This window comes from Fusobacterium ulcerans ATCC 49185, assembly GCF_900683735.1.
GTDB classification, from domain to species: Bacteria; Fusobacteriota; Fusobacteriia; order Fusobacteriales; family Fusobacteriaceae; genus Fusobacterium_A; species Fusobacterium_A ulcerans_A.
In genome coordinates, this window is record NZ_LR215979.1 from 236,786 (window position 1) to 255,711 (window position 18,926).

Consider the following 18,926-nt stretch of genomic DNA (forward strand, 5'->3'; position numbering starts at 1 on the left):
TGAAAAGGGACAGTTTATTAAACTAAAGGTGGAAAGAATATGGAAGAAAAGACAGAAAGAAGAGGTAGACCTTTAGGAAGTGGAAATAAAAAAGATGTTATCTTAGGTATAAGAGTAAGTAATGAAGAATTTAATATAATAAAAGAAGGTCTTGCTAAATTAAAAAATAAATATAAAACAAATAAAAAAATAATTTTGTATCTATTTGAGAAATATAATATTTCTGAAGAAAACAAGAAAAAATCAAATAAAGCATTTCTTAAAACAGTAATTGAAGAAATGAAAAAGAAAAAATATACAAAGGAAGAAAAAGAGCAGTTAATAAAAGAAATATATAAAACTATGGAAGAGAAAAATAAATAATATTTTTTAAAAGTATTTAACTAAGGAGAAAGTATGCAAATTAAATTAACTAAGGAAGAGATAGAAAAATTAGGTGGAAATAAAGATGGAATAGCTCAACTTTTAGTAAGAAAGGCTATTCTTGCAGAAATGGAAAAGAAAAAATATACAGAAGAAGAAAAAAAATATCTTGAAGAAATGAAAATAAATATAGAAGTTGAATTTTATCTTAATTCAATAGCACAAAAATCAGTTCAAATATATGATTATGAACTATTAGAAATATATAAAAACAATACTGAGGTATTGAAGGATAAAAATACAGTGGAAATATATCCACAACTTCAACAAGCTTTATTCAATCAGAAACTTGGAGAAGAAAAAGTAAAAGTAATAAATGAAATAGTTGAAAAATATAAAATAAATAATATATTAAAAGAGTATATAAAACCAGAAGAGGAAAGAAACTAGGGGGAAAAATGAAAAAAATATTAATAGGATGTATTTTAGCAGTATCAGCAGTATCATATTCAGCAACAGATGTAATGTCAACATTTGAACAGCTTGAACTTAATCTTCAACAGTTAGAAGCTGAAGAAAGAGCTATGTATAATCAAAGAAAAGCAGAGGCTGAAGAAGCTGAAAAAACTCTGGCAGCTCAAAGAAAAATGTATGCAGAGATTTCAGAAAAAGAAAAGAGAATAATAAGTGTGAAAGATAATAAATTTTATAAAGATCAATATCAAGAATTAGCAAGAAAATATGGAGAGGCTAAAAAAGAATTGGAAATAGATATGGGGAAACAGGAAGAAATAATAAAAATGTTTGAAGTTATAAAATAAAAAATATTGGAGATAAAAAAGGGAAAAAGATGAATACAAAAGATTATAGAATATATGGATGCCATTTTACAAAAGAGGAATATAGTTTTATAAAAAGAAAGTTAAAAAAATTATGTAGCCAAACAGATGAAACAAAAAAAACTAACACTGAAGTATTATTAGACCTTTTTAAACTTGCATTAAAAGAAGAAAAAAATAGAAAAAATACCAAAAATGAATAAAATAGTATTTAAACAAGGAAAAGCATTAAAACAAAAATTTAATGAAGAAATATAAAAAGAATAGAAATTTTATAAATAATGGGGCAGAGAATTTTTTCTGTCCCATTATTTTAAAGAATAAACTTTCTCTTATTTAATCTAAATGAGGAATGTTAAAATTTTTTTGTTATATATAATATATTTTATTTAATAATTTTAGTACATGGAATATATTCATAGATTTTAAACTATGATACAATTCATTAAAATAGTTAGTTTCGTTTTACAATAAGTGCATTTGTACTAAATATAGATATGAAATATATTGTTTATAGTGTTATAACAGTAATTTCGAAAATAACCAAAGGAGTGAGTATAGTGGTAGAAGAGAATTTCCAAACCGCATCAGATATAGCTTATAGAATAATTTCACAAAAAATTTTAGATGGAGAATTTTCTCCTGGAATGAAATTATCAAGGAGAAAAATGGCAGAAGTAGCAGGAGTTAGTGTAATTCCTGTAATAGAAGCTTTAAAAAAATTGGAAGAAAACTATTTGGTTGAATCAAAACCTCAATGGGGATCTTATGTTATAGTTCCAACAAAAGAAAAAATTATAGAAAATTATCAGCTTAGAGAAGCAATAGAATGTCAATCAGCAAGAATATTATCTAAGACTATGACTAAAGAACAGTGTGAAGAATTAATGATAATAGCTACAGAATTAGATACTATACCCTATACTGCAGAAACAGTTTTTGATAGCAGAAATTCTCACATTTTATTTCATGCAAAACTTACTGAATTTACAGGAAATAGTTTGTTGATAAATACTTTAAAAAAAATAAATATGTTCTGGATTTTATGTAAAGCAATAGGAACAAATGCACCTAAGGCTACTTATCCAAGATATTGGCATAGATATTTAATTGATACTATTGCAAAAGGAAATCCTGATGAAGCAGAAAAATTAATGAGAGTACATGTGAATGATTCTTTAGAATTGATAATAGCAAATTTGTAAAAATGGGTTTAAATGGTTATCAAATTTTATTTAACATAAGTGTTATAACAGTTATATTATCTAATGAAAGTGGAGGTATTTTATGAAAAACTTTAAAGTTTCAAAGGTCGTTAGCAGTTTTGTTTTATTGTTAGTATTGGGAATATCTACATATGCAGCTGGGGTGAAATATATTTCTATTGCCACATCAAGTGCAGGGGGAGCTTTTTCTATTATTGGAACAGCAATGTCTGATATCATAAATAAAAATGATTCAAATGTTTCTGCTAATATAGAAATAACTGGAGGCTCATCAGAGAATATTTTACTGGCTAGAAATAAAAATGTGGAGTTAGCTATGACAGCTTCAGATGTATTGGCTCTTGCATTGGAAGGTAAGGGAAGTTTTGAAGGTAAAAAAATAGATAAAGATGATCTAAGAGGTGTAATGGGTGGACATATGACAACATTACAGGTATATACACTAAGAGATGGGAAAATAAAAAGTTTTAAAGATTTGAAAGGAAAGAAAATAGCTGTAGGTCCTGCAGGAAGTGTTGCTGGAGATGCAATGAAAACTATAATGGATGCTTATGGATATGAAATAAATAAAGATTGGAAACCAGAGTATCTATCTCATGGGGATGGGGCAGAGGCTTTAACAGATGGAAATGTAGATGCAGTATGTATAATGAGTACTTTACCTGCTTCACCAGTTACAACAGCAGCAGCTTCAAGACCTATTCGTTTGCTAGGATTAGAAAAAGAATATTTTGATAAAATAATGACAGAATGCCCATATTATATTCCAGCTAAAATAGCTGCTAATGTATATAATGGACAAGATGAAGAAATAGAATATACTTTTGGAAGTGCAAGTATTTTAATAACTTACAGAGATATGCCAGAAGAAGATATTTATAATATGGCAAAAGCTTTATTTGAAAACAATGAGCTATTAGTGGCAGCTTATCCTCAATGTAATGAGTGGAACATTGAGAATGCTACTAGAGGGTTAGAAGGATTGGTAGAAATGCATCCAGGAGTTATAAAATATCTGAAAGAAAAAGGGATTATGAATTAAAGTATATAAAGGGGTGTAAAAATGGAGGGGAAAAACAAAAATAGTCAATTCAGTAAAATATTGTTTTTTATAATTGGGTTAGCACTAGCATTATTTCATATATATACTTCATATTTTGGAGCATTGCCATCTTATCAGCATAGAGTAGTACATTTGGCACTTAGTATGATGTTAGTACCATTATGTTATAATCTATTAAATATGAAAAATGAGAAAATAAAAAATGTAATTTCTATTGGAATAATTGCTGTAGTGTCAGTTATTGGGCTATATTCATATTCTATAGCAGATACCATGTGGAAATCAAGTGGAACTATGTCTAGTTTAGAAATTGTATTGGCAACAATCCTTTTAATTCTATTACTTTCTTTTACATGGAAAACAGTTGGAGCAGCAATGCCTATAATAGCTATTTTATGTATTCTGTATGCACTTTTTGGACCTAATCTTCCTAGAAGTATTGCACACAGAGGATATACATGGATAAGAATTACAGAGGTTTTGTTTAAGGGAACAAATGGAATATTTAATACACCTTTAGGGGTTTCTTCAATATATGTATCTATCTTTGTAATATTTGCAGGGGTTTTGGAAGCTTCAGGAGCAGGGGATATATTTATAAGATTGACTCAGTCACTGCTTGGAGGATTTAGAGGAGGACCAGCTAAGGTAGCAGTAGTTGCCAGCAGTTTGTTTGGAACTATCTCTGGAAGTGCTGTAGCAAATGTTGTGGGAACAGGTTCATTTACTATTCCCTTAATGAAGAAAAGTGGATTTGATCCAGAATTTTCTGGTGCTGTAGAAACTGCTGCATCTAGTGGAGGACAACTTATGCCACCAGTTATGGGAGCTGCAGCCTTTATTATGGCTGATTATATTGGTTCATATCAAGAGGTGTTGACAGCTGCTATAATTCCAGCAATCTTATTCTATATTGCACTATTTATAATGATTGATTTAGAAGCATTGAAAAAGGATTTAAAAGGACAAAATAAAGATGAATTGCCTAATTTTATGGAAGAGCTGAAAAAAGGATGGCTTCTTTTGATGCCATTAGTACTGCTGGTGTTTCTATTAGTTGGAGTAAGATATTCAGCTCAGAAATCAGCTTTCTTTTCTATAATATTTTTGGTTATAATAATGCTGGTATATCCAGGGAAAAAAAGATCTGTTTCTGAAATACTGCATCTTATTGCGGGGTCATCAAAAGGAATGGTAAGTGTTGCTCTTACAACAGGTACTGCTGGTATAATAGTTGGAATGCTTATGCTTACAGGGATAGGGTATAAATTATCTTCTCTTCTTATAAGTTTATCTCAAGGAAATGTAATGCTGTTGCTAGTTCTTACTATGGTGACATCTGTAATATTGGGAATGGGAATGCCTACATCAGCAGCTTATGTTTTACTAGCTACTTTGATTGTTCCAGCATTGGAAAATCTTGGAATAGCTAAGATTGCTGCTCACTTCTTTGTATTTTATTTTGGAATCATGGCGAATGTTACTCCACCAGTGGCAGTAGCAGCGTATACAGCAGCTGGAATTGCAAATGGAGATGCCATGAAGACAGGATTTGTAGCATGGCGTCTCAGTTTGGCAGGATTCCTAATGCCATTTATGTTCTGCCTGAATCCAGCACTACTTGGAAAAGGGACAAATGGAGAAATTATTCTTGCTATTATAAGTGCCTTAATAGGAGCTTATGGATTGGCAACAGCAGTTCAAAGATACTTTAAAGGAAATTTATCTTGGCCAAAAACAATAGTTGTTCTTTTAGGAAGTGTTGCTACAATGATGCCAGGAATTAAATCAGACATATTTGGACTTGTGTGTCTAGGAACAATATATGCTCTTCAAATAATAAAATCTAAAAAAAGCTATAGTAAGGGTGAAGTAAATGTCATATAAAGTATTAATACCACAAGCAGTGGCAAAAGAGGGAGTAGAGATACTAAAAAACTCAGGCTTTGAAGTAAAATATGGTTCAGGAGCAACAGAAGAAGACCTGATAAAGGATGTAGTAGATTGTGAAGCTATTTTGTTAAGAACAGCTCCATGTACAGAAGCGGTACTAAAAGCAGGTAAAAATTTAAAAATTGTAGCAAGGCATGGTGCAGGATACAATAATGTTGATTTAGAAGCAGCAGCTAAACTAGGAATTTGGGTGACTAATGCACCAGATTCTACCACTAATACAGTAGCAGAGTTTGTATTGGGAGCTATCTTGTCAATTTCTAAAAGAATCTTTTTAATGAATAAAAAGATAAAAGATGGAGATTTTTTCTTTAAAAATAATCATAAAGGAATAGATTTAGCAGGGAAAAAATTGGGAGTTGTTGGATTTGGTCGTATAGGAAGAAAAGTAGCTTATAAAGCTTTTCATGGATTAGAAATGGAAATACTTGCTTATGACCCATTTTTATCAGAAGAAAATTGTCCTGACTATGTAGCTATTTGTGATTGGGAAAATATATTTAAAGAAGCAGATATTATATCATTGCATATGCCTCTTATTAAAGAAAATATTGGATGTGTAGGTAAGAAAGAATTTGATAATATGAAAAAATCAGCTTATCTTATAAACTGTGCTCGTGGAGAAGTAGTAAATGAGAAAGAACTTATTGAAACATTAGAAAAACAGAATATTGCTGGAGCATTTTTAGATGTATTTGAACAAGAGCCACCATCAAAAGATAATCCACTCTTATCAATGGAGAATGTAATTGTCACTCCACATATGGCTTCAAATACAGAAGAGTGCATGATACTCATGGCAGTACAGGCAGCTTCTGAAATTGTTAAAGTTTTATCAAATGAAAAACCTTGCTGGCCAGTTAATAACCCAATAAAAAATAAGTAAAGAAGCATGGGCAGGGAATTTTCTCTGCCCATATTTATATTATAGAGCCTCAAAAATGTTTTTTAAAATTTATGAATAAAAATAAAATTTAATGTATAAATAAAGGAATAAAAAAGTAGAAATAAAACATGTTATAAAAATTGTATATTAGATTATATATTTATTATATTAGACTTTTAATAAATTAACATGCTAATCTATTATTAGATAAAATATTATTAAAATGTTTTTAATAATTATTTTTGAAAAAATCAAAAAATTATTATTTTATTTTAACAAATTATTAAAATGTTTTTAATAATTTGAAATAAAGTTTTTTATAAAAACCTAGGTTCAAGTTTTATTTTATGTCGCGATATCACAAAACAATATTAAGAAGGAAAATTGATATTTCATTAAGATTATTCTAACATGTAAAATAAGATTTTATAACTTAGGAGGTTTTTTTATGCTGCTTAATCCAGTAATACTTTCCGTTTTAACTATGATAATTCTTTGTTTATTAAAATTAAATGTAATTTTTTCTATGCTCATAGCGGCTTTGATAGCAGGAATAACTTCTGGGATAGGAATGCCTGGAACTATGAAAATTTTGATAAGTGGTATGGGAGGGAACTCTGAAACTGCACTCAGCTATCTCTTGCTTGGAACATTGGCAGTAGCCATAAACAGTACAGGAGTAGCCAGTATAATTTCTAAAAAAATAGCAGGTATAGTAAGTGGAAGAAAACAGGTACTTCTTTTATTAATAGCAGGTTTAGCTTGTTTCTCACAAAATCTTATACCAGTCCACATAGCATTTATTCCTATATTAATTCCACCTTTATTAAAGTTAATGAACAAACTGAAGTTGGACAGAAGGGCAATGGCATGTTCGCTGACATTTGGATTAAAAACTCCATATGTTGTTTTACCAGTAGGATTTGGATTGATATTTCATACAATAGTAAAAGATCAGATATCAGCCAATGGCTATAATATAGAACTTGGAGAAGTCTGGAGATCTACATGGATATTAGGATTAGCTATGGTTATAGGATTACTTACAGCAATATTTATCACTTACAGAAAGGATAGAGAATATCAAGATCTTCCTTTAAAAGGAATGGAAGAAATAGACAGTGAAAAAATGGAAAAAAAACACTGGATAACTTTGATTGCAGCACTAACAGCTTTTGGGATACAACTATATAGTGGTTCTCTTCCATTAGGAGCTTTGGCAGCTCTTGGTATAATGATAATTTTTAAAGTAGTAAAATGGAATGAATTAGATAGTGTTTTAAATGATGGATTGCTCATAATGGGACTGATAGCATTTATCATGCTTGTAGCAGCGGGATATGGGAGAGTAATCAGAGAAACTGGAGCCATAGAAACTCTTGTTACAGGAGTAGTTGGAATATGTGGAGGAAATAAAGTAATTGCTTCTTTAGCAATGCTTACAGTAGGTCTTTTTATTACAATGGGGATTGGGACATCTTTTGGAACTGTACCTATACTTGCTACAATCTATGTTCCTCTTACAATAGAAATGGGATATTCTCCAGCAGCCATGATAGTTTTAATTACAGCAGCTTCCATCATAGGAGATGCAGGATCACCAGCTTCAGATTCAACGTTGGGACCAACATCAGGATTAAATGCAGATGGACAGCATGAACATATAAGAAATACCTGTATGGCAACATTTTTACATTTCTGTATACCATTATTTATAGCAGGATTTATAGGAAGTTTAATATTTTAAAAAATAGATATAAAATAACTTAGGAGGCGATTTTTAATGAGATTGGTAATAGGAGATAGAAGACTTACATTAGAAGATCTGATTAATGTTACAAGAAAAGGATATAAGGTAGAAATCTCAAAAGAAGCATATAAAAAGGTAGCAGAAGCTAGAGAGCTTGTAGATAGATATGTAAAAGAAAAGAAGGTATCTTATGGAATAACAACAGGATTTGGAAAATTTTCTGATACAGTTATTTCAGAAGAGCAGACTGGATTGCTTCAAAAAAATCTAATAATGAGTCATTCATGTGGAGTTGGAAATCCTCTTCCAGTAGATATGGCAAAAGGAATAATGCTTCTTAGAGTAGTAAATTTATCAAAGGGATATTCAGGAGTAAGAAAAATAGTTTTAGATACATTAGTGGATATGCTTAATAAAGATATAACTCCATTTATTCCAGAAAAAGGATCATTGGGAGCTTCAGGAGATTTGGCACCATTATCACATATGGTATTGGTAATGCTTGGAATGGGAAAAGCATATGTAAATGGAGAACTTTTAGATGGAGCAGAGGCTATGGAAAAAGCTGGAGTTCCTGTTCTTGAAGAGCTTTCGTCAAAAGAGGGACTAGCACTTATTAATGGGACACAGGTAATGACATCAATTGGGGCTCATGTAACATATGATGCAATCAATCTTATGAAACATTTGGATATAGCTGGGGCACTTACTATGGAAGCTTTGAATGGAATAACTTGTGCATTTGATCCTAGAGTTCATGAAGTGAGAGGACATCAAGGGCAGATAAGAACTGCTGAAAATTTCAGAAATATTCTTAAGGAAAGTAAATGTACAACTAAACAAGGAAAAATGAGAACTCAAGACCCATATACATTGAGATGTATACCTCAAATACATGGAGCTAGTAAAGATGCACTTGAATATATAAGAGAAAAAGTGGAAATAGAAATGGATGCAGTAACTGATAATCCAATAATTTTCTGTGACACTGATGATGTTATTTCAGGAGGAAACTTTCATGGACAGCCTATGGCACTTCCATTTGACTTCTTAGGAATAGCAATATCAGAAATGGCAAATGTTTCTGAAAGAAGAATAGAAAGACTTGTAAATCCTCATCTTAATTGTGGACTTCCAGCATTTCTAGTTGAGAATGGAGGAGTAAATTCAGGGTTTATGATAGTACAATATAGTGCTGCATCTCTTGTATCTGAGAATAAAGTTTTGGCTCATCCAGCTTCTGTGGATTCTATACCTTCATCAGCAAATCAGGAAGATCATGTATCTATGGGAACTATAGCAGCAAGAAAAGCAGGAGAAATATTGAAAAATGCAAGAAAAGTGATAGCTATGGAAATATTATCAGCTTGTCAGGGAATTGATCTTAAAAAAGTAAATAAAGTTCTAGGAATTGGAACTGAAAAAGCCTATACTGTAGTGAGAGAATCAGTATCATATTATGATAAAGATAGAGTGATGAATCTTGATATTAATGCAGTGGAAGAATTAATTGAAAGAAATAGCATAGTAGAAAATGTAGAAAAAGTTATAGGGGAATTAAAGATATAAGGGGGATGTAAAATGAAAAACAAAGATATATTTAATGCAATGACAATAAAACTGACAGCTCAGGATATACCAGAAAAAATGCCTGAAATGGACTTAAAGATAAGAAGAGCTCCTAAAAGGGTGGTTCATCTGGAGAAGGATGAAATTGAACTAGCATTAAAAAATGCTTTGAGGTATATACCAGAAGAGTATCATGAAATGCTGGCACCAGAATTTTTAAATGAATTGATGGAGCATGGAAGAATATATGGATATAGATTCAGACCAGAGGGAAGAATTTATGGAAAACCTATAGATGAATATACAGGAAGATGTACAGAAGCTAAAGCCATGCAGGTAATGATAGACAATAATTTAGACTTTGAAATAGCACTTTATCCTTATGAATTAGTAACTTATGGAGAAACAGGACAGGTATGTCAAAACTGGATGCAGTACAGGCTTATAAAAAAATATCTTGAAAATCTTACTCAAGATCAGACTTTGGTAGTAGCGTCAGGACACCCTACAGGATTATTCAGATCAAATCCATATGCACCAAGAGCTATTATAACTAATGCGCTTATGGTTGGAGCATTTGATGATTATGATAACTGGGCAAGAGCAGCAGCTATTGGAGTAGCTAACTATGGACAGATGACTGCTGGGGGATGGATGTATATTGGACCTCAAGGAATAGTTCATGGAACTTATTCAACAATACTTAATGCTGCAAGACTTTTCTGTGGAGTGCCTAAAGATGGAGATCTTACAGGAAAACTATTTGTTACTTCTGGACTTGGAGGAATGAGCGGAGCTCAAGGGAAAGCCACTGTAATAGCTAAAGGGGTAGGAATAGTAGCAGAAGTAGATATTTCTAGAATTCATACAAGACTTGAACAAGGGTGGGTAGATAAAATAGCTTGGACTCCAGAAGAAGCATTTAACATAGCAAAGAAAAAACAGGAAGCTAAAGTTCCATATGCAATAGCATTTCATGGAAATATTGTTGATCTTCTTGAGTATGCAGATAAGAATAATGTGCATATAGATCTTCTTTCAGATCAAACATCTTGTCATGCTGTGTATGATGGAGGATACTGTCCAGCAGGAATAACTTTTGAAGAAAGAACAAGATTACTGGCTGAGGACAGAGAAACTTTTAATAAACTTATAGATAAAACATTAAGAAGACACTATGAAGTTATCAAGAAGCTTACATCTAAAGGAGTATATTTCTTTGATTATGGAAACAGTTTCCTTAAAGCTATATATGATATAGGAGTTAAAGAAATTTCTAAGAATGGGAGAGATGATAAAGGTGGATTTATATTCCCTTCATATGTAGAGGATATATTAGGACCAGAATTATTTGACTATGGGTATGGACCATTCAGATGGGTATGTTTGTCTGGTAAAAAAGAAGATTTATTAAAAACTGACCATGCAGCTCTTGAACTTGTAGATCCAGAAAGAAGATACCAAGACAGAGATAATTATATGTGGATAAAAGATGCTGATAAAAATGGACTTGTAGTGGGAACACAGGCAAGAATATTCTATCAAGATGCAATGAGCAGAACAAGAGTAGCTTTAAAATTTAATGAAATGGTAAGAAATGGAGAAATAGGACCAGTTATGCTGGGAAGAGATCATCATGATGTATCAGGAACTGACTCACCATTTAGAGAAACATCAAATATAAAAGATGGAAGTAATATAATGGCAGATATGGCAACTCAATGTTTTGCAGGAAATGCAGCAAGAGGAATGACTATGATAGCTCTTCATAATGGTGGAGGAGTGGGAATAGGAAAATCTATCAATGGAGGATTTGGAATGGTTCTTGATGGGAGTCATAGGGTAGACGAAATACTTATGCAGGCAATGCCTTGGGACGTAATGGGAGGCGTAGCAAGAAGAGCATGGGCTAGAAATCCTCATTCAATAGAAACAGTAATTGAGTATAACAACAATAATAAAGGAACAGATCATATTACACTTCCATATATAGCCAGTGATGAATTAATAAAAAAACTTGTTGCTGAAAAAATAAAATAGAAAGTCATACAAGGTGGAGGAAAAAATGAAAGCAGATTTGCTATTATATAATATTGGAACTCTGGTAACTTCCAGAGAATTAGACAAAAAAGACTTTGGTAATACTATGGAAAATATAGAAATATTAAAAAATGCTTATCTGGCTGTAGAAGATGGAAAAATACTTCAAATTGGAATAGGAGATGTTCCCCAAAATTTAAAATCAGAATGGACAAGAGTTATAGATGCAGAAGGAAAAGTAGTAACTCCTGGAATAATAGATTCACACACACATCTTGTACATTATGGGTCTAGAGAAAATGAACTTCCTATGAAATTAAAAGGAGTGCCTTATCTTGAAATATTGAGAAATGGTGGTGGAATTCTCAGTACAGTAAAGGCTACAAGAAAGGCTACAAGATATGAACTTTTTGATAAAGCATATGAAGTGTTAGACAGAATGCTTTGTTTTGGAGTAACTACAGTAGAAGCAAAAAGTGGATATGGACTTGATTTGGAAAATGAAATAAAGCAATTGGAAGTAAATAAAAAGCTTGATGAAAAACACCCTATTGATATAGTTTCAACATTTATGGGGGCACATGCTATACCAGAAGAATTTAAAGGAAATACAGAAGGTTATATTGAAGAAATAATAAAAATGTTTCCTGTAATAAAGGAAAAGAAACTTGCAGAATTTTGTGATATTTTTTGTGAAGATGAAGTATTTTCAGTAGAAGAAAGCAGAAAAATATTGAATGAAGCTAAAAAACAGGGGTTTATGTTGAAAATACATGCTGATGAAATAGTATCTCTTGGTGGAGGAGAGCTAGCAGGAGAGGTTGGAGCTGTTTCTTCAGAGCATCTTATGGCAGTAAGTGATGAAGGAATAAAAAGTTTGGAAAAAAATGGTGTAATTGCTGATATTCTTCCTGCTACATCTTTTAATCTAGGAAAAGCCTATGCTCCAGTAAGAAAGATGATTAATGAAGGAGTGAATGTAGCTGTTTCAACTGATTATAATCCAGGTTCATGTCCTTGTGAAAATATGCAGCTGGTAATGCAGATATGCTCTTCCCAACTTAGAATGACTCCACCTGAAATATTTAAAGCTGTAACTCTTAATGGAGCAAGGGCAGTAAAAAGAGAAGACAGTATAGGGAGTCTTGAAATTGGAAAAAAGGCAGATTTTGTAATATTTGATACAAATAACCTAAATTATATATTCTATAATTTTGGAATAAATCATGTGAAGGATGTATTTAAAGAAGGGAAACAAGTAGTAAAAAACAGACATATCTGCTATAAATAAAAAAAATTTTTTATTGTAGAATATCTTTAAAACAAAAAAATATCCATTATAATAAAAAAGGAGAATCAAAAGTTATTGGTTCTCCTTTTATTTTAGTGTAAAATAGAGAAGGGAGGAACAATATCAAGGGGATGATTATATGTGGATATTTATTTTAATAATAAGTAATATGATAAATTTAGTACTGGGGTTTATTCTGCAGCCTTGGATGGAACTTTCATTTAGAACTATTAATGGAAAGGCTATAGGAAATTATGAAATACTAGAATCAGAAATAAAAACATACATGGCATTAGGTTGGGCGACTGTGGTTGTATATATTGCTATATTTATTCTTTTTAATATAATATTTTTGAAACTGAGTAAATTAAAATTTTTTAAATATATAAAATATAACTGGATAGCTTTTGCTGTAGGAATTATAGTTTCTGTTATTGGAAGAATGCTTTAATAAAAATATTAAAGAGAAGATAAAAACCAAATAATTGTTTTTAAATCTTCTCCTTATTTTCTTATAGAGTTATTTTGTATTCTTCATATTCCATTGTGATAGTAGCTTCTTTAAAAGAAATTTCATATAAGACAAGTTTATCTGCAAAGTTATCTATTATTTCTTTGTAATCAGGTATTTTTTCACAAATTACCTGTTCAAAATCAGACATAGAGAGATCACTTTTTTTAACTATTCCACAATTTGTACGTACAAATTTTTCACTTTCTTTTGGAATAGTTGTAAAAGATACTTTATTGTTTTTTTCAAATTCTTTTGTTTTTACTTCATCTTTAAAAGTACCAAAATATAGAATATTTTTATCTGGACAGAAATAAAAACTTACTATTCTGACATTTGGTATATCATTTACACTTGTAGCTAATGCAATATCAACCTGTTTTTCCATTATTTCATAAAATTCTTTAAGCAAATCCATTTTTTACCTCCATAAATTTTTTGTTTCAATAGATCTATTGTTACTTAAGTATAGCATTAAAAAGCTGACATCAGTATGTCATAGTTTAAAAATAAAATTTAGGAAGTGATAAAATTTGAAAATTGACAGACTCCTTTCTATTGTAATAGTACTTCTTGAGCAAAATAAAATAAGTGCAGCTAAATTAGCTGAGATGTTTGAAGTAACTCCAAGGACTATTTATAGGGATATAGAAGCAATACAGGCAGCAGGAATACCCATTGTTACTTATGCTGGTGTCAATGGAGGTATTGGTATTTTAGAAAAATATAAAATAGATAAAAAATTTTTTACTAAAGAAGATATAACTACCCTTATGACAGGATTAGGAAGTATATCTTCATCAGTTTCCAATGTTGAATTAAATAAAGTGCTTACAAAATTACAAAGCCTTATTCCAGAAGAGCATATTCAGGAGATAAAGCTGAAATCAGGGCAGATAATAATTGATTTGACTACATGGAGCGGGAATAAGAAGCTCCAAAGTAATCTTAATAAAATAAAAGAAGCTTTAAATGAAAGAAAATATCTCGAGTTCCATTATTTAGATGGAAATGGAAGAAGTTCAAAAAGAAAAGTAGAACCTTATCAGCTTTTATGGAAAGAGGAAAAATGGTATATGAATAGTTATTGTATTTTAAGAAATGACTTTCGGCTTTTTAAACTGGCAAGGATTTCTCATTTGAAAGTACTTGAAGAAACGTTTTCTTTAAGAAAATTTGATATAAAGGATTTGGAAATGAACTGGATAGAAAAAAGGATAATAAATATAAAACTTCTTGCTGATATTTCTCTAAAAGAAAGGATACTTGAAAGATGTGAAGAAGATAGAATAATTTATTGCAATGAAAATAAAATGATAGTTGACTTTCCCTTTGTAGATGATGATTTTGATTATGAGGAACTTCTTAGTTATGGAAATAGATGTGAATGTCTGGAACCAGCAGAAGTACGAGAAAAACTTATAAAAATGATAAAAGATATGATGAAGGTGTATGAATAAAAAAGGAGAATGACTTATTTCTAAGATTTACTTTAGTTTTTAGTCATTCTCATTTTTTTAGCTATAAATTAAAAGAAAATTTTTTGTCCAATAAAAGACCAAAGGAAAATATATACAAGAATAATCATAGAAACACACCAGCCTGAAATAAGCATAGCTTTAATATTTTTTGAACGTGCTATTCCCATTTGTCCAACCATGTTAGCAGTAGGATAAACATTTGTAGTTATTCTTGAAGCTGCAATAAGAGCAATAGCCCACATTTCCATAGGCAATCCTATTCTGTTTACAAGGTCTATAAACAGATCATTTGTGATTTTAAGCTGAGCAACAACAGCACCATCTACTCCAAATCCTCCTACTAAACTTCCCATCATCATAACAGTTAAAGAATTAGGATTAGGAAAAATGTTCAATAAGAATTTAGAAAGGGCTTCAAACCCACCACTTACAACTATCAAATTAATAAAAGGTTCAAGAAGTATAAATAGTAAATACATTTCTGTCATTTTTCCCATTCCCTGTGCCATTTCTCCAATTATTGCATCTAATTTCATTTTTGAAGATATACCTAAAATAAGAGCAAGAAGGATAATAAAAAGTATTACATAATTAGTTCCCTGTTTAGTAATTATTCCATATATTATAAATAAAAGAAAACTTACAAGGAAAATAACAGTAGTTCGTTTTTGAGCAGCGCTAGGAGTAAATTCTTCCACTACTTCTATATTTTCATATTTTTCTCCTTTTGCTTTAGTACTTTTTTGTATTCTTTGTGCTACAAAATATGTAACTATTATCCAAATAATTCCATAAGGAATAGCAGCCCAGATCATCATTTTTCCATATGATAATCCAGTAATAGCCATAAGACCTATAACAGGTGGAGTAAAAGGTCCCCAAATTAAACCAGTTTCTCCCATTGCCTGAAATATCACTCCTACAGTACTTGGAGTAATTCCAACAGCAGCAACAACTGGTATTATAATTGGAGCAATTATAGCATTACCACCTGCTAGTGTGCCTAGCAAAGCAACTATTACAAGAGAACAGATCATAGTAACAACTATACCTTTTTTCTCACTATTTACTCCTATTTTGTTTACAATCCAATAAACAATTGTTTTAGCAACTCCACTTTTTGTCATTACATAACCAAGTCCACTTCCTAACATGATTATAAGTCCTATTATTCCAAGGAAAGAACCAGTAGCTTTAGCAATCATAGTAGAAATGCTTGAAATAGACTGACCAGTGAGTATACATCCAGCAGTTAATCCAACAGCAACAGCAGTAGTGGCTTTATAACCTCTGAAAACAAGAAATAGATAAAGAACAAGAGGGATTAATCCCAAAAGTGATGGTGAATCAATAAGTGACCAGCTTCCCATAAAATCTCCTCCTAATTAAATTATTTTTCCATTAGTTACTTGATTGTAAATTCCATTTGCTACAGTTATTTTTCCATTAACTATTACATATTCTATTCCAGAAGGCTTTTCAAAAGGATTAGTAAAAGTAGAGTTATCTTTTACTTTTTCAAAATCAAATATAGTTATATCAGCAAAAGCTTCCTCTTTAATTATACCTCTATTCTTTATATTAAAGACTTTAGATGGAAGTAATGTTATTTTTTTAAGAGCATCTTCAAGAGAAAGAATATTTTGTTCTCTTACTATTTCTAAAAATTTTGGAAAAGTACCAAAATTTCTAGGATGAGGAAAACCAAATCCTTCTGGAGTTTCTACTGGATAAGAATACCCATCACTTGCTATTATTCCATACTTTTGCTTCATTATATTTTCTACATCATTTTCACTCATTGAGAAATAAATAGCACTGATTTTTCCAGTAGATTCTTTTATAAGTTTGACAACACACTGTTCTGGAGAAATGTTCCACATTTTACTTATTTCTAATAGATTTTTTCCTTCAGCCTCTTTAAATTTTTCTATAACAGAAGCTACAACAACCCTATCAGCTCCACCTCTTTTTTCTATTTTATCATTAATTTGACCAAGAAGAGATTTATCATTAATATCTAATCCTTCAATCATAGCTTCCAGTCCAACTACAAATAAGTTAGAAGGGATAAGTACAAATAAGCTTGTAGCAGAAGCAATATAAGGATATTGGTCAAAAGATATTTGAATGCCATTTTTTCTAGCTTCATCTAACATTTCTATCAATTTATCAGAAGTATTCCATAGTGGTTTATACATTATTTTAAAATGAGATATTTCAACTTTTGCACCGCTTTCTTTAGCAATAAGAAGGATTTCTTTAACTGATTCCAGAATCTTTTCTCCTTCATTTCTCATATGAAAAACAGCTATTTTGTCATATTTTTTTATAACTTTCAGCATTTCTATTATTTCTTTAGTATAAGTAAAGGAACCAGGTGGATAAATAAGTCCAAAGGAAATTCCATATGCACCAGATTTTAATTCTTCTTCTAAAAGAAGCTGCATTTTTTTTATTTCTTCAAAAGAGGCTTCTCTGTCATCAAATCCCATGACAGCTATTCTAACAGCACCCCCTCCAATAAGATATCCTTGATTTATATTGAAAGGATAATCTTTCATTAAATTTTTTAATTTGCTGAGTGAATTGATATTTTCAAAATCAAAATTTCTGTTTGTTACAGAAAGATTATCATTCATATATTTTCTTGTAAGTTCTACAGTTTCTTTTGAAGAAGGAACAGGACCAATTCCGCAGTTTCCATTTATTTCAGTAGTAACCCCCTGATAAAGTTTACTATTATAATTTCTCCCTAATAAAGGAATAAGATCAGAATGTCCATGAATATCAATAAAACCAGGAGATACGTATTTATTAGAAGCATCAATGATTTTTTTACCTGTAATAGGTAATTCAGTTATGATAGAAATTTTGTCATTGGTAATACCAATATTTGCTTTTTTAATAATCCCATCACTGCCACTAAAAACTTTCCCATTTAAAATTACTAAATCATACATAGAGCATTCCCCCTTATAAAAATAAAAAAATCCAAAATCCAACCTAGTACAATTTACAGGTGGAATTTCGGACCTCATTTGCGTGAACAAGTAAGTGTATAAAATTCTCAATGAATATTTTCATATTTTTTTAAAGCGTCTTTATAAGCTATAATAAGTGCTTTTTGTGATCTTCCAAAATATTTATTTTCAAATTCTTTAATAATAACATCTTGATCTTTTATAAAATTTTTTCCTATGAGTAAAGATTTGATAAATCTATTACTTAATTCTAGAATCATTGTTACTTCTACATCAACTATTTCATTTGTATTTTTATCAAGAAGAAACCCAACAAATAACATATTGTAATTTTTAGTTATAGCATTATCAAAGTTTGTTTTAGAAACACCTAAAATATATATACAATTATTATTTATCATAATTGATTCAACTCCAGTAATTATATTTTAAATTAATTATTTTTTAAAAACCTATAAAGAGCTTATATACTTTTTTCTAATCTAATTATATAACATTTTTTTTGTTTGTCAATGAAATAATAAAAAAATGGAGGAAATCCAACTGTTGAATTTCTCCCCATTTTAATCATATATCACTATTTTACAGCAATAACTTCTATTTCAACTTTTACATCTTTTGGAAGTCTAGCAACTTCTACACATGCTCTTGCAGGTTTTACATCTCCAAGATATTCAGCATAAACTTCATTTACAGCTGCGAAATCATTCATATCTTTAATAAATACTCCAGCTCTTACTACATCTTTAAAAGTATATCCAGCAGCTTCAAGTATAGCTTTAATATTTTCTAGAGATTGTTTAGTTTGAGCTTTTACACAGTCAGAAACTAGAGTCATTGTTTCAGGAACAAATGGAATTTGTCCAGATACATAAAGAGTTCCATTAACTTCAATAGCTTGTGAGTATGGTCCTAAAGCAGCAGGTGCTTTTTCAGTGTGAATTATTTTTTTCATTAATTTTTCCTCCTA

At 30.5% G+C, this 18,926-nt stretch carries 19 protein-coding genes; 14 read left to right on the forward strand and 5 right to left on the reverse strand.

The annotated features are described in order from the left end of the window. The first annotated feature begins 39 nt into the window (after positions 1-39). The 13 genes from E0E45_RS01060 (at position 40) to E0E45_RS01125 (ending at position 13,431) form a co-directional block, all read left to right on the forward strand. Complete coding sequence (locus E0E45_RS01060) at positions 40-363, forward strand: hypothetical protein (protein ID WP_130889437.1); 324 nt, start codon at positions 40-42, stop codon at positions 361-363. Between the two features lie 33 nt (positions 364-396). Beyond that, positions 397-813 carry a hypothetical protein gene (locus E0E45_RS01065; protein ID WP_130889438.1) on the forward strand — a complete coding sequence of 139 codons (417 nt, stop codon included), beginning with the start codon at positions 397-399 and terminating at the stop codon, positions 811-813. 8 nt (positions 814-821) lie between these two features. Further along, a complete protein-coding gene (locus E0E45_RS01070) occupies positions 822-1,184 on the forward strand; it encodes an adhesion protein FadA (RefSeq protein WP_130889439.1) in 363 nt (120 codons plus the stop codon). A gap of 29 nt (positions 1,185-1,213) precedes the next feature. Then, positions 1,214-1,405 carry a hypothetical protein gene (locus tag E0E45_RS01075; RefSeq protein ID WP_130889440.1) on the forward strand — a complete coding sequence of 64 codons (192 nt, stop codon included), beginning with the start codon at positions 1,214-1,216 and terminating at the stop codon, positions 1,403-1,405. A 294-nt stretch (positions 1,406-1,699) separates the two neighbouring features. Then, the gene (locus E0E45_RS01085; protein WP_232044031.1) at positions 1,700-2,407 is read left to right on the forward strand and encodes a GntR family transcriptional regulator; all 708 of its coding nucleotides are present in this window, start codon (positions 1,700-1,702) and stop codon (positions 2,405-2,407) included. Positions 2,408-2,489: 82 nt separating this feature from the next. Then, entirely contained in the window at positions 2,490-3,470 is a 981-nt protein-coding gene (locus E0E45_RS01090; protein WP_130889442.1) for a TAXI family TRAP transporter solute-binding subunit, read from the forward strand. Positions 3,471-3,491: 21 nt separating this feature from the next. Continuing rightward, the gene (locus E0E45_RS01095) at positions 3,492-5,378 is read left to right on the forward strand and encodes a TRAP transporter permease (RefSeq protein WP_130889443.1); all 1,887 of its coding nucleotides are present in this window, start codon (positions 3,492-3,494) and stop codon (positions 5,376-5,378) included. After that, complete coding sequence (locus E0E45_RS01100; protein ID WP_130889444.1) at positions 5,368-6,330, forward strand: hydroxyacid dehydrogenase; 963 nt, start codon at positions 5,368-5,370, stop codon at positions 6,328-6,330. Before E0E45_RS01095 ends, E0E45_RS01100 begins: the two co-directional genes overlap by 11 nt. 448 nt (positions 6,331-6,778) lie before the next feature. Beyond that, complete coding sequence (locus tag E0E45_RS01105) at positions 6,779-8,077, forward strand: Na+/H+ antiporter family protein (RefSeq protein ID WP_130889445.1); 1,299 nt, start codon at positions 6,779-6,781, stop codon at positions 8,075-8,077. A 36-nt stretch (positions 8,078-8,113) separates the two neighbouring features. Next, on the forward strand, positions 8,114-9,649 hold the full coding sequence (gene hutH, locus E0E45_RS01110) for a histidine ammonia-lyase (RefSeq protein WP_130889446.1): 1,536 nt from the start codon (positions 8,114-8,116) through the stop codon (positions 9,647-9,649). A gap of 12 nt (positions 9,650-9,661) precedes the next feature. Then, entirely contained in the window at positions 9,662-11,689 is a 2,028-nt protein-coding gene (locus tag E0E45_RS01115; RefSeq protein ID WP_130889447.1) for a urocanate hydratase, read from the forward strand. A gap of 25 nt (positions 11,690-11,714) precedes the next feature. After that, positions 11,715-12,980 carry an imidazolonepropionase gene (gene hutI / locus E0E45_RS01120; RefSeq protein WP_130889448.1) on the forward strand — a complete coding sequence of 422 codons (1,266 nt, stop codon included), beginning with the start codon at positions 11,715-11,717 and terminating at the stop codon, positions 12,978-12,980. 139 nt (positions 12,981-13,119) lie between these two features. After that, positions 13,120-13,431: a hypothetical protein gene (locus tag E0E45_RS01125; protein ID WP_232044032.1), complete on the forward strand. Its 312-nt coding sequence runs from the start codon at positions 13,120-13,122 to the stop codon at positions 13,429-13,431. Between the two features lie 61 nt (positions 13,432-13,492). Here the strand turns inward: E0E45_RS01125 and E0E45_RS01130 are convergent, their stop codons facing one another. Next, positions 13,493-13,909, reverse strand: coding sequence for a pyridoxamine 5'-phosphate oxidase family protein (locus E0E45_RS01130; RefSeq protein WP_130889449.1), 417 nt, complete (start codon positions 13,907-13,909; stop codon positions 13,493-13,495). A 115-nt stretch (positions 13,910-14,024) separates the two neighbouring features. Here E0E45_RS01130 and E0E45_RS01135 point away from each other — a divergent pair, with 115 nt between their 5' ends. Further along, positions 14,025-14,951, forward strand: coding sequence for a helix-turn-helix transcriptional regulator (locus E0E45_RS01135; protein ID WP_130889450.1), 927 nt, complete (start codon positions 14,025-14,027; stop codon positions 14,949-14,951). 68 nt (positions 14,952-15,019) lie between these two features. Here the strand turns inward: E0E45_RS01135 and E0E45_RS01140 are convergent, their stop codons facing one another. The 4 genes from E0E45_RS01140 to E0E45_RS01155 form a co-directional block, all read right to left on the reverse strand. Continuing rightward, positions 15,020-16,342, reverse strand: a complete 1,323-nt coding sequence (locus E0E45_RS01140) for a TRAP transporter large permease subunit (RefSeq protein ID WP_130889451.1) — start codon at positions 16,340-16,342, stop codon at positions 15,020-15,022. 15 nt (positions 16,343-16,357) lie between these two features. Further along, positions 16,358-17,935, reverse strand: coding sequence for an N-acyl-D-amino-acid deacylase family protein (locus tag E0E45_RS01145; RefSeq protein ID WP_130889452.1), 1,578 nt, complete (start codon positions 17,933-17,935; stop codon positions 16,358-16,360). A 107-nt stretch (positions 17,936-18,042) separates the two neighbouring features. Next, the gene (locus E0E45_RS01150) at positions 18,043-18,357 is read right to left on the reverse strand and encodes a DUF3870 domain-containing protein (protein WP_130889453.1); all 315 of its coding nucleotides are present in this window, start codon (positions 18,355-18,357) and stop codon (positions 18,043-18,045) included. 176 nt (positions 18,358-18,533) lie between these two features. After that, on the reverse strand, positions 18,534-18,911 hold the full coding sequence (locus E0E45_RS01155) for a RidA family protein (protein WP_005949528.1): 378 nt from the start codon (positions 18,909-18,911) through the stop codon (positions 18,534-18,536). Positions 18,912-18,926: the final 15 nt, after the last annotated feature.

What these genes read in the sequence shown, in the direction of transcription:
- E0E45_RS01060 (WP_130889437.1), top strand. Translation starts at nt 40, where the DNA reads ATGGAAGAAAAGACAGAAAGAAGAGGTAGACCTTTAGGAAGTGGAAAT.
- E0E45_RS01065 (WP_130889438.1), top strand. Translation starts at nt 397, where the DNA reads ATGCAAATTAAATTAACTAAGGAAGAGATAGAAAAATTAGGTGGAAAT.
- E0E45_RS01070 (WP_130889439.1), top strand. Translation starts at nt 822, where the DNA reads ATGAAAAAAATATTAATAGGATGTATTTTAGCAGTATCAGCAGTATCA.
- E0E45_RS01075 (WP_130889440.1), top strand. Translation starts at nt 1,214, where the DNA reads ATGAATACAAAAGATTATAGAATATATGGATGCCATTTTACAAAAGAG.
- E0E45_RS01085 (WP_232044031.1), top strand. Translation starts at nt 1,700, where the DNA reads ATGAAATATATTGTTTATAGTGTTATAACAGTAATTTCGAAAATAACC.
- E0E45_RS01090 (WP_130889442.1), top strand. Translation starts at nt 2,490, where the DNA reads ATGAAAAACTTTAAAGTTTCAAAGGTCGTTAGCAGTTTTGTTTTATTG.
- E0E45_RS01095 (WP_130889443.1), top strand. Translation starts at nt 3,492, where the DNA reads ATGGAGGGGAAAAACAAAAATAGTCAATTCAGTAAAATATTGTTTTTT.
- E0E45_RS01100 (WP_130889444.1), top strand. Translation starts at nt 5,368, where the DNA reads ATGTCATATAAAGTATTAATACCACAAGCAGTGGCAAAAGAGGGAGTA.
- E0E45_RS01105 (WP_130889445.1), top strand. Translation starts at nt 6,779, where the DNA reads ATGCTGCTTAATCCAGTAATACTTTCCGTTTTAACTATGATAATTCTT.
- hutH (WP_130889446.1), top strand. Translation starts at nt 8,114, where the DNA reads ATGAGATTGGTAATAGGAGATAGAAGACTTACATTAGAAGATCTGATT.
- E0E45_RS01115 (WP_130889447.1), top strand. Translation starts at nt 9,662, where the DNA reads ATGAAAAACAAAGATATATTTAATGCAATGACAATAAAACTGACAGCT.
- hutI (WP_130889448.1), top strand. Translation starts at nt 11,715, where the DNA reads ATGAAAGCAGATTTGCTATTATATAATATTGGAACTCTGGTAACTTCC.
- E0E45_RS01125 (WP_232044032.1), top strand. Translation starts at nt 13,120, where the DNA reads ATGTGGATATTTATTTTAATAATAAGTAATATGATAAATTTAGTACTG.
- E0E45_RS01130 (WP_130889449.1), bottom strand. Translation starts at nt 13,909, where the DNA reads ATGGATTTGCTTAAAGAATTTTATGAAATAATGGAAAAACAGGTTGAT.
- E0E45_RS01140 (WP_130889451.1), bottom strand. Translation starts at nt 16,342, where the DNA reads ATGGGAAGCTGGTCACTTATTGATTCACCATCACTTTTGGGATTAATC.
- E0E45_RS01145 (WP_130889452.1), bottom strand. Translation starts at nt 17,935, where the DNA reads ATGTATGATTTAGTAATTTTAAATGGGAAAGTTTTTAGTGGCAGTGAT.
- E0E45_RS01150 (WP_130889453.1), bottom strand. Translation starts at nt 18,357, where the DNA reads ATGATAAATAATAATTGTATATATATTTTAGGTGTTTCTAAAACAAAC.
- E0E45_RS01155 (WP_005949528.1), bottom strand. Translation starts at nt 18,911, where the DNA reads ATGAAAAAAATAATTCACACTGAAAAAGCACCTGCTGCTTTAGGACCA.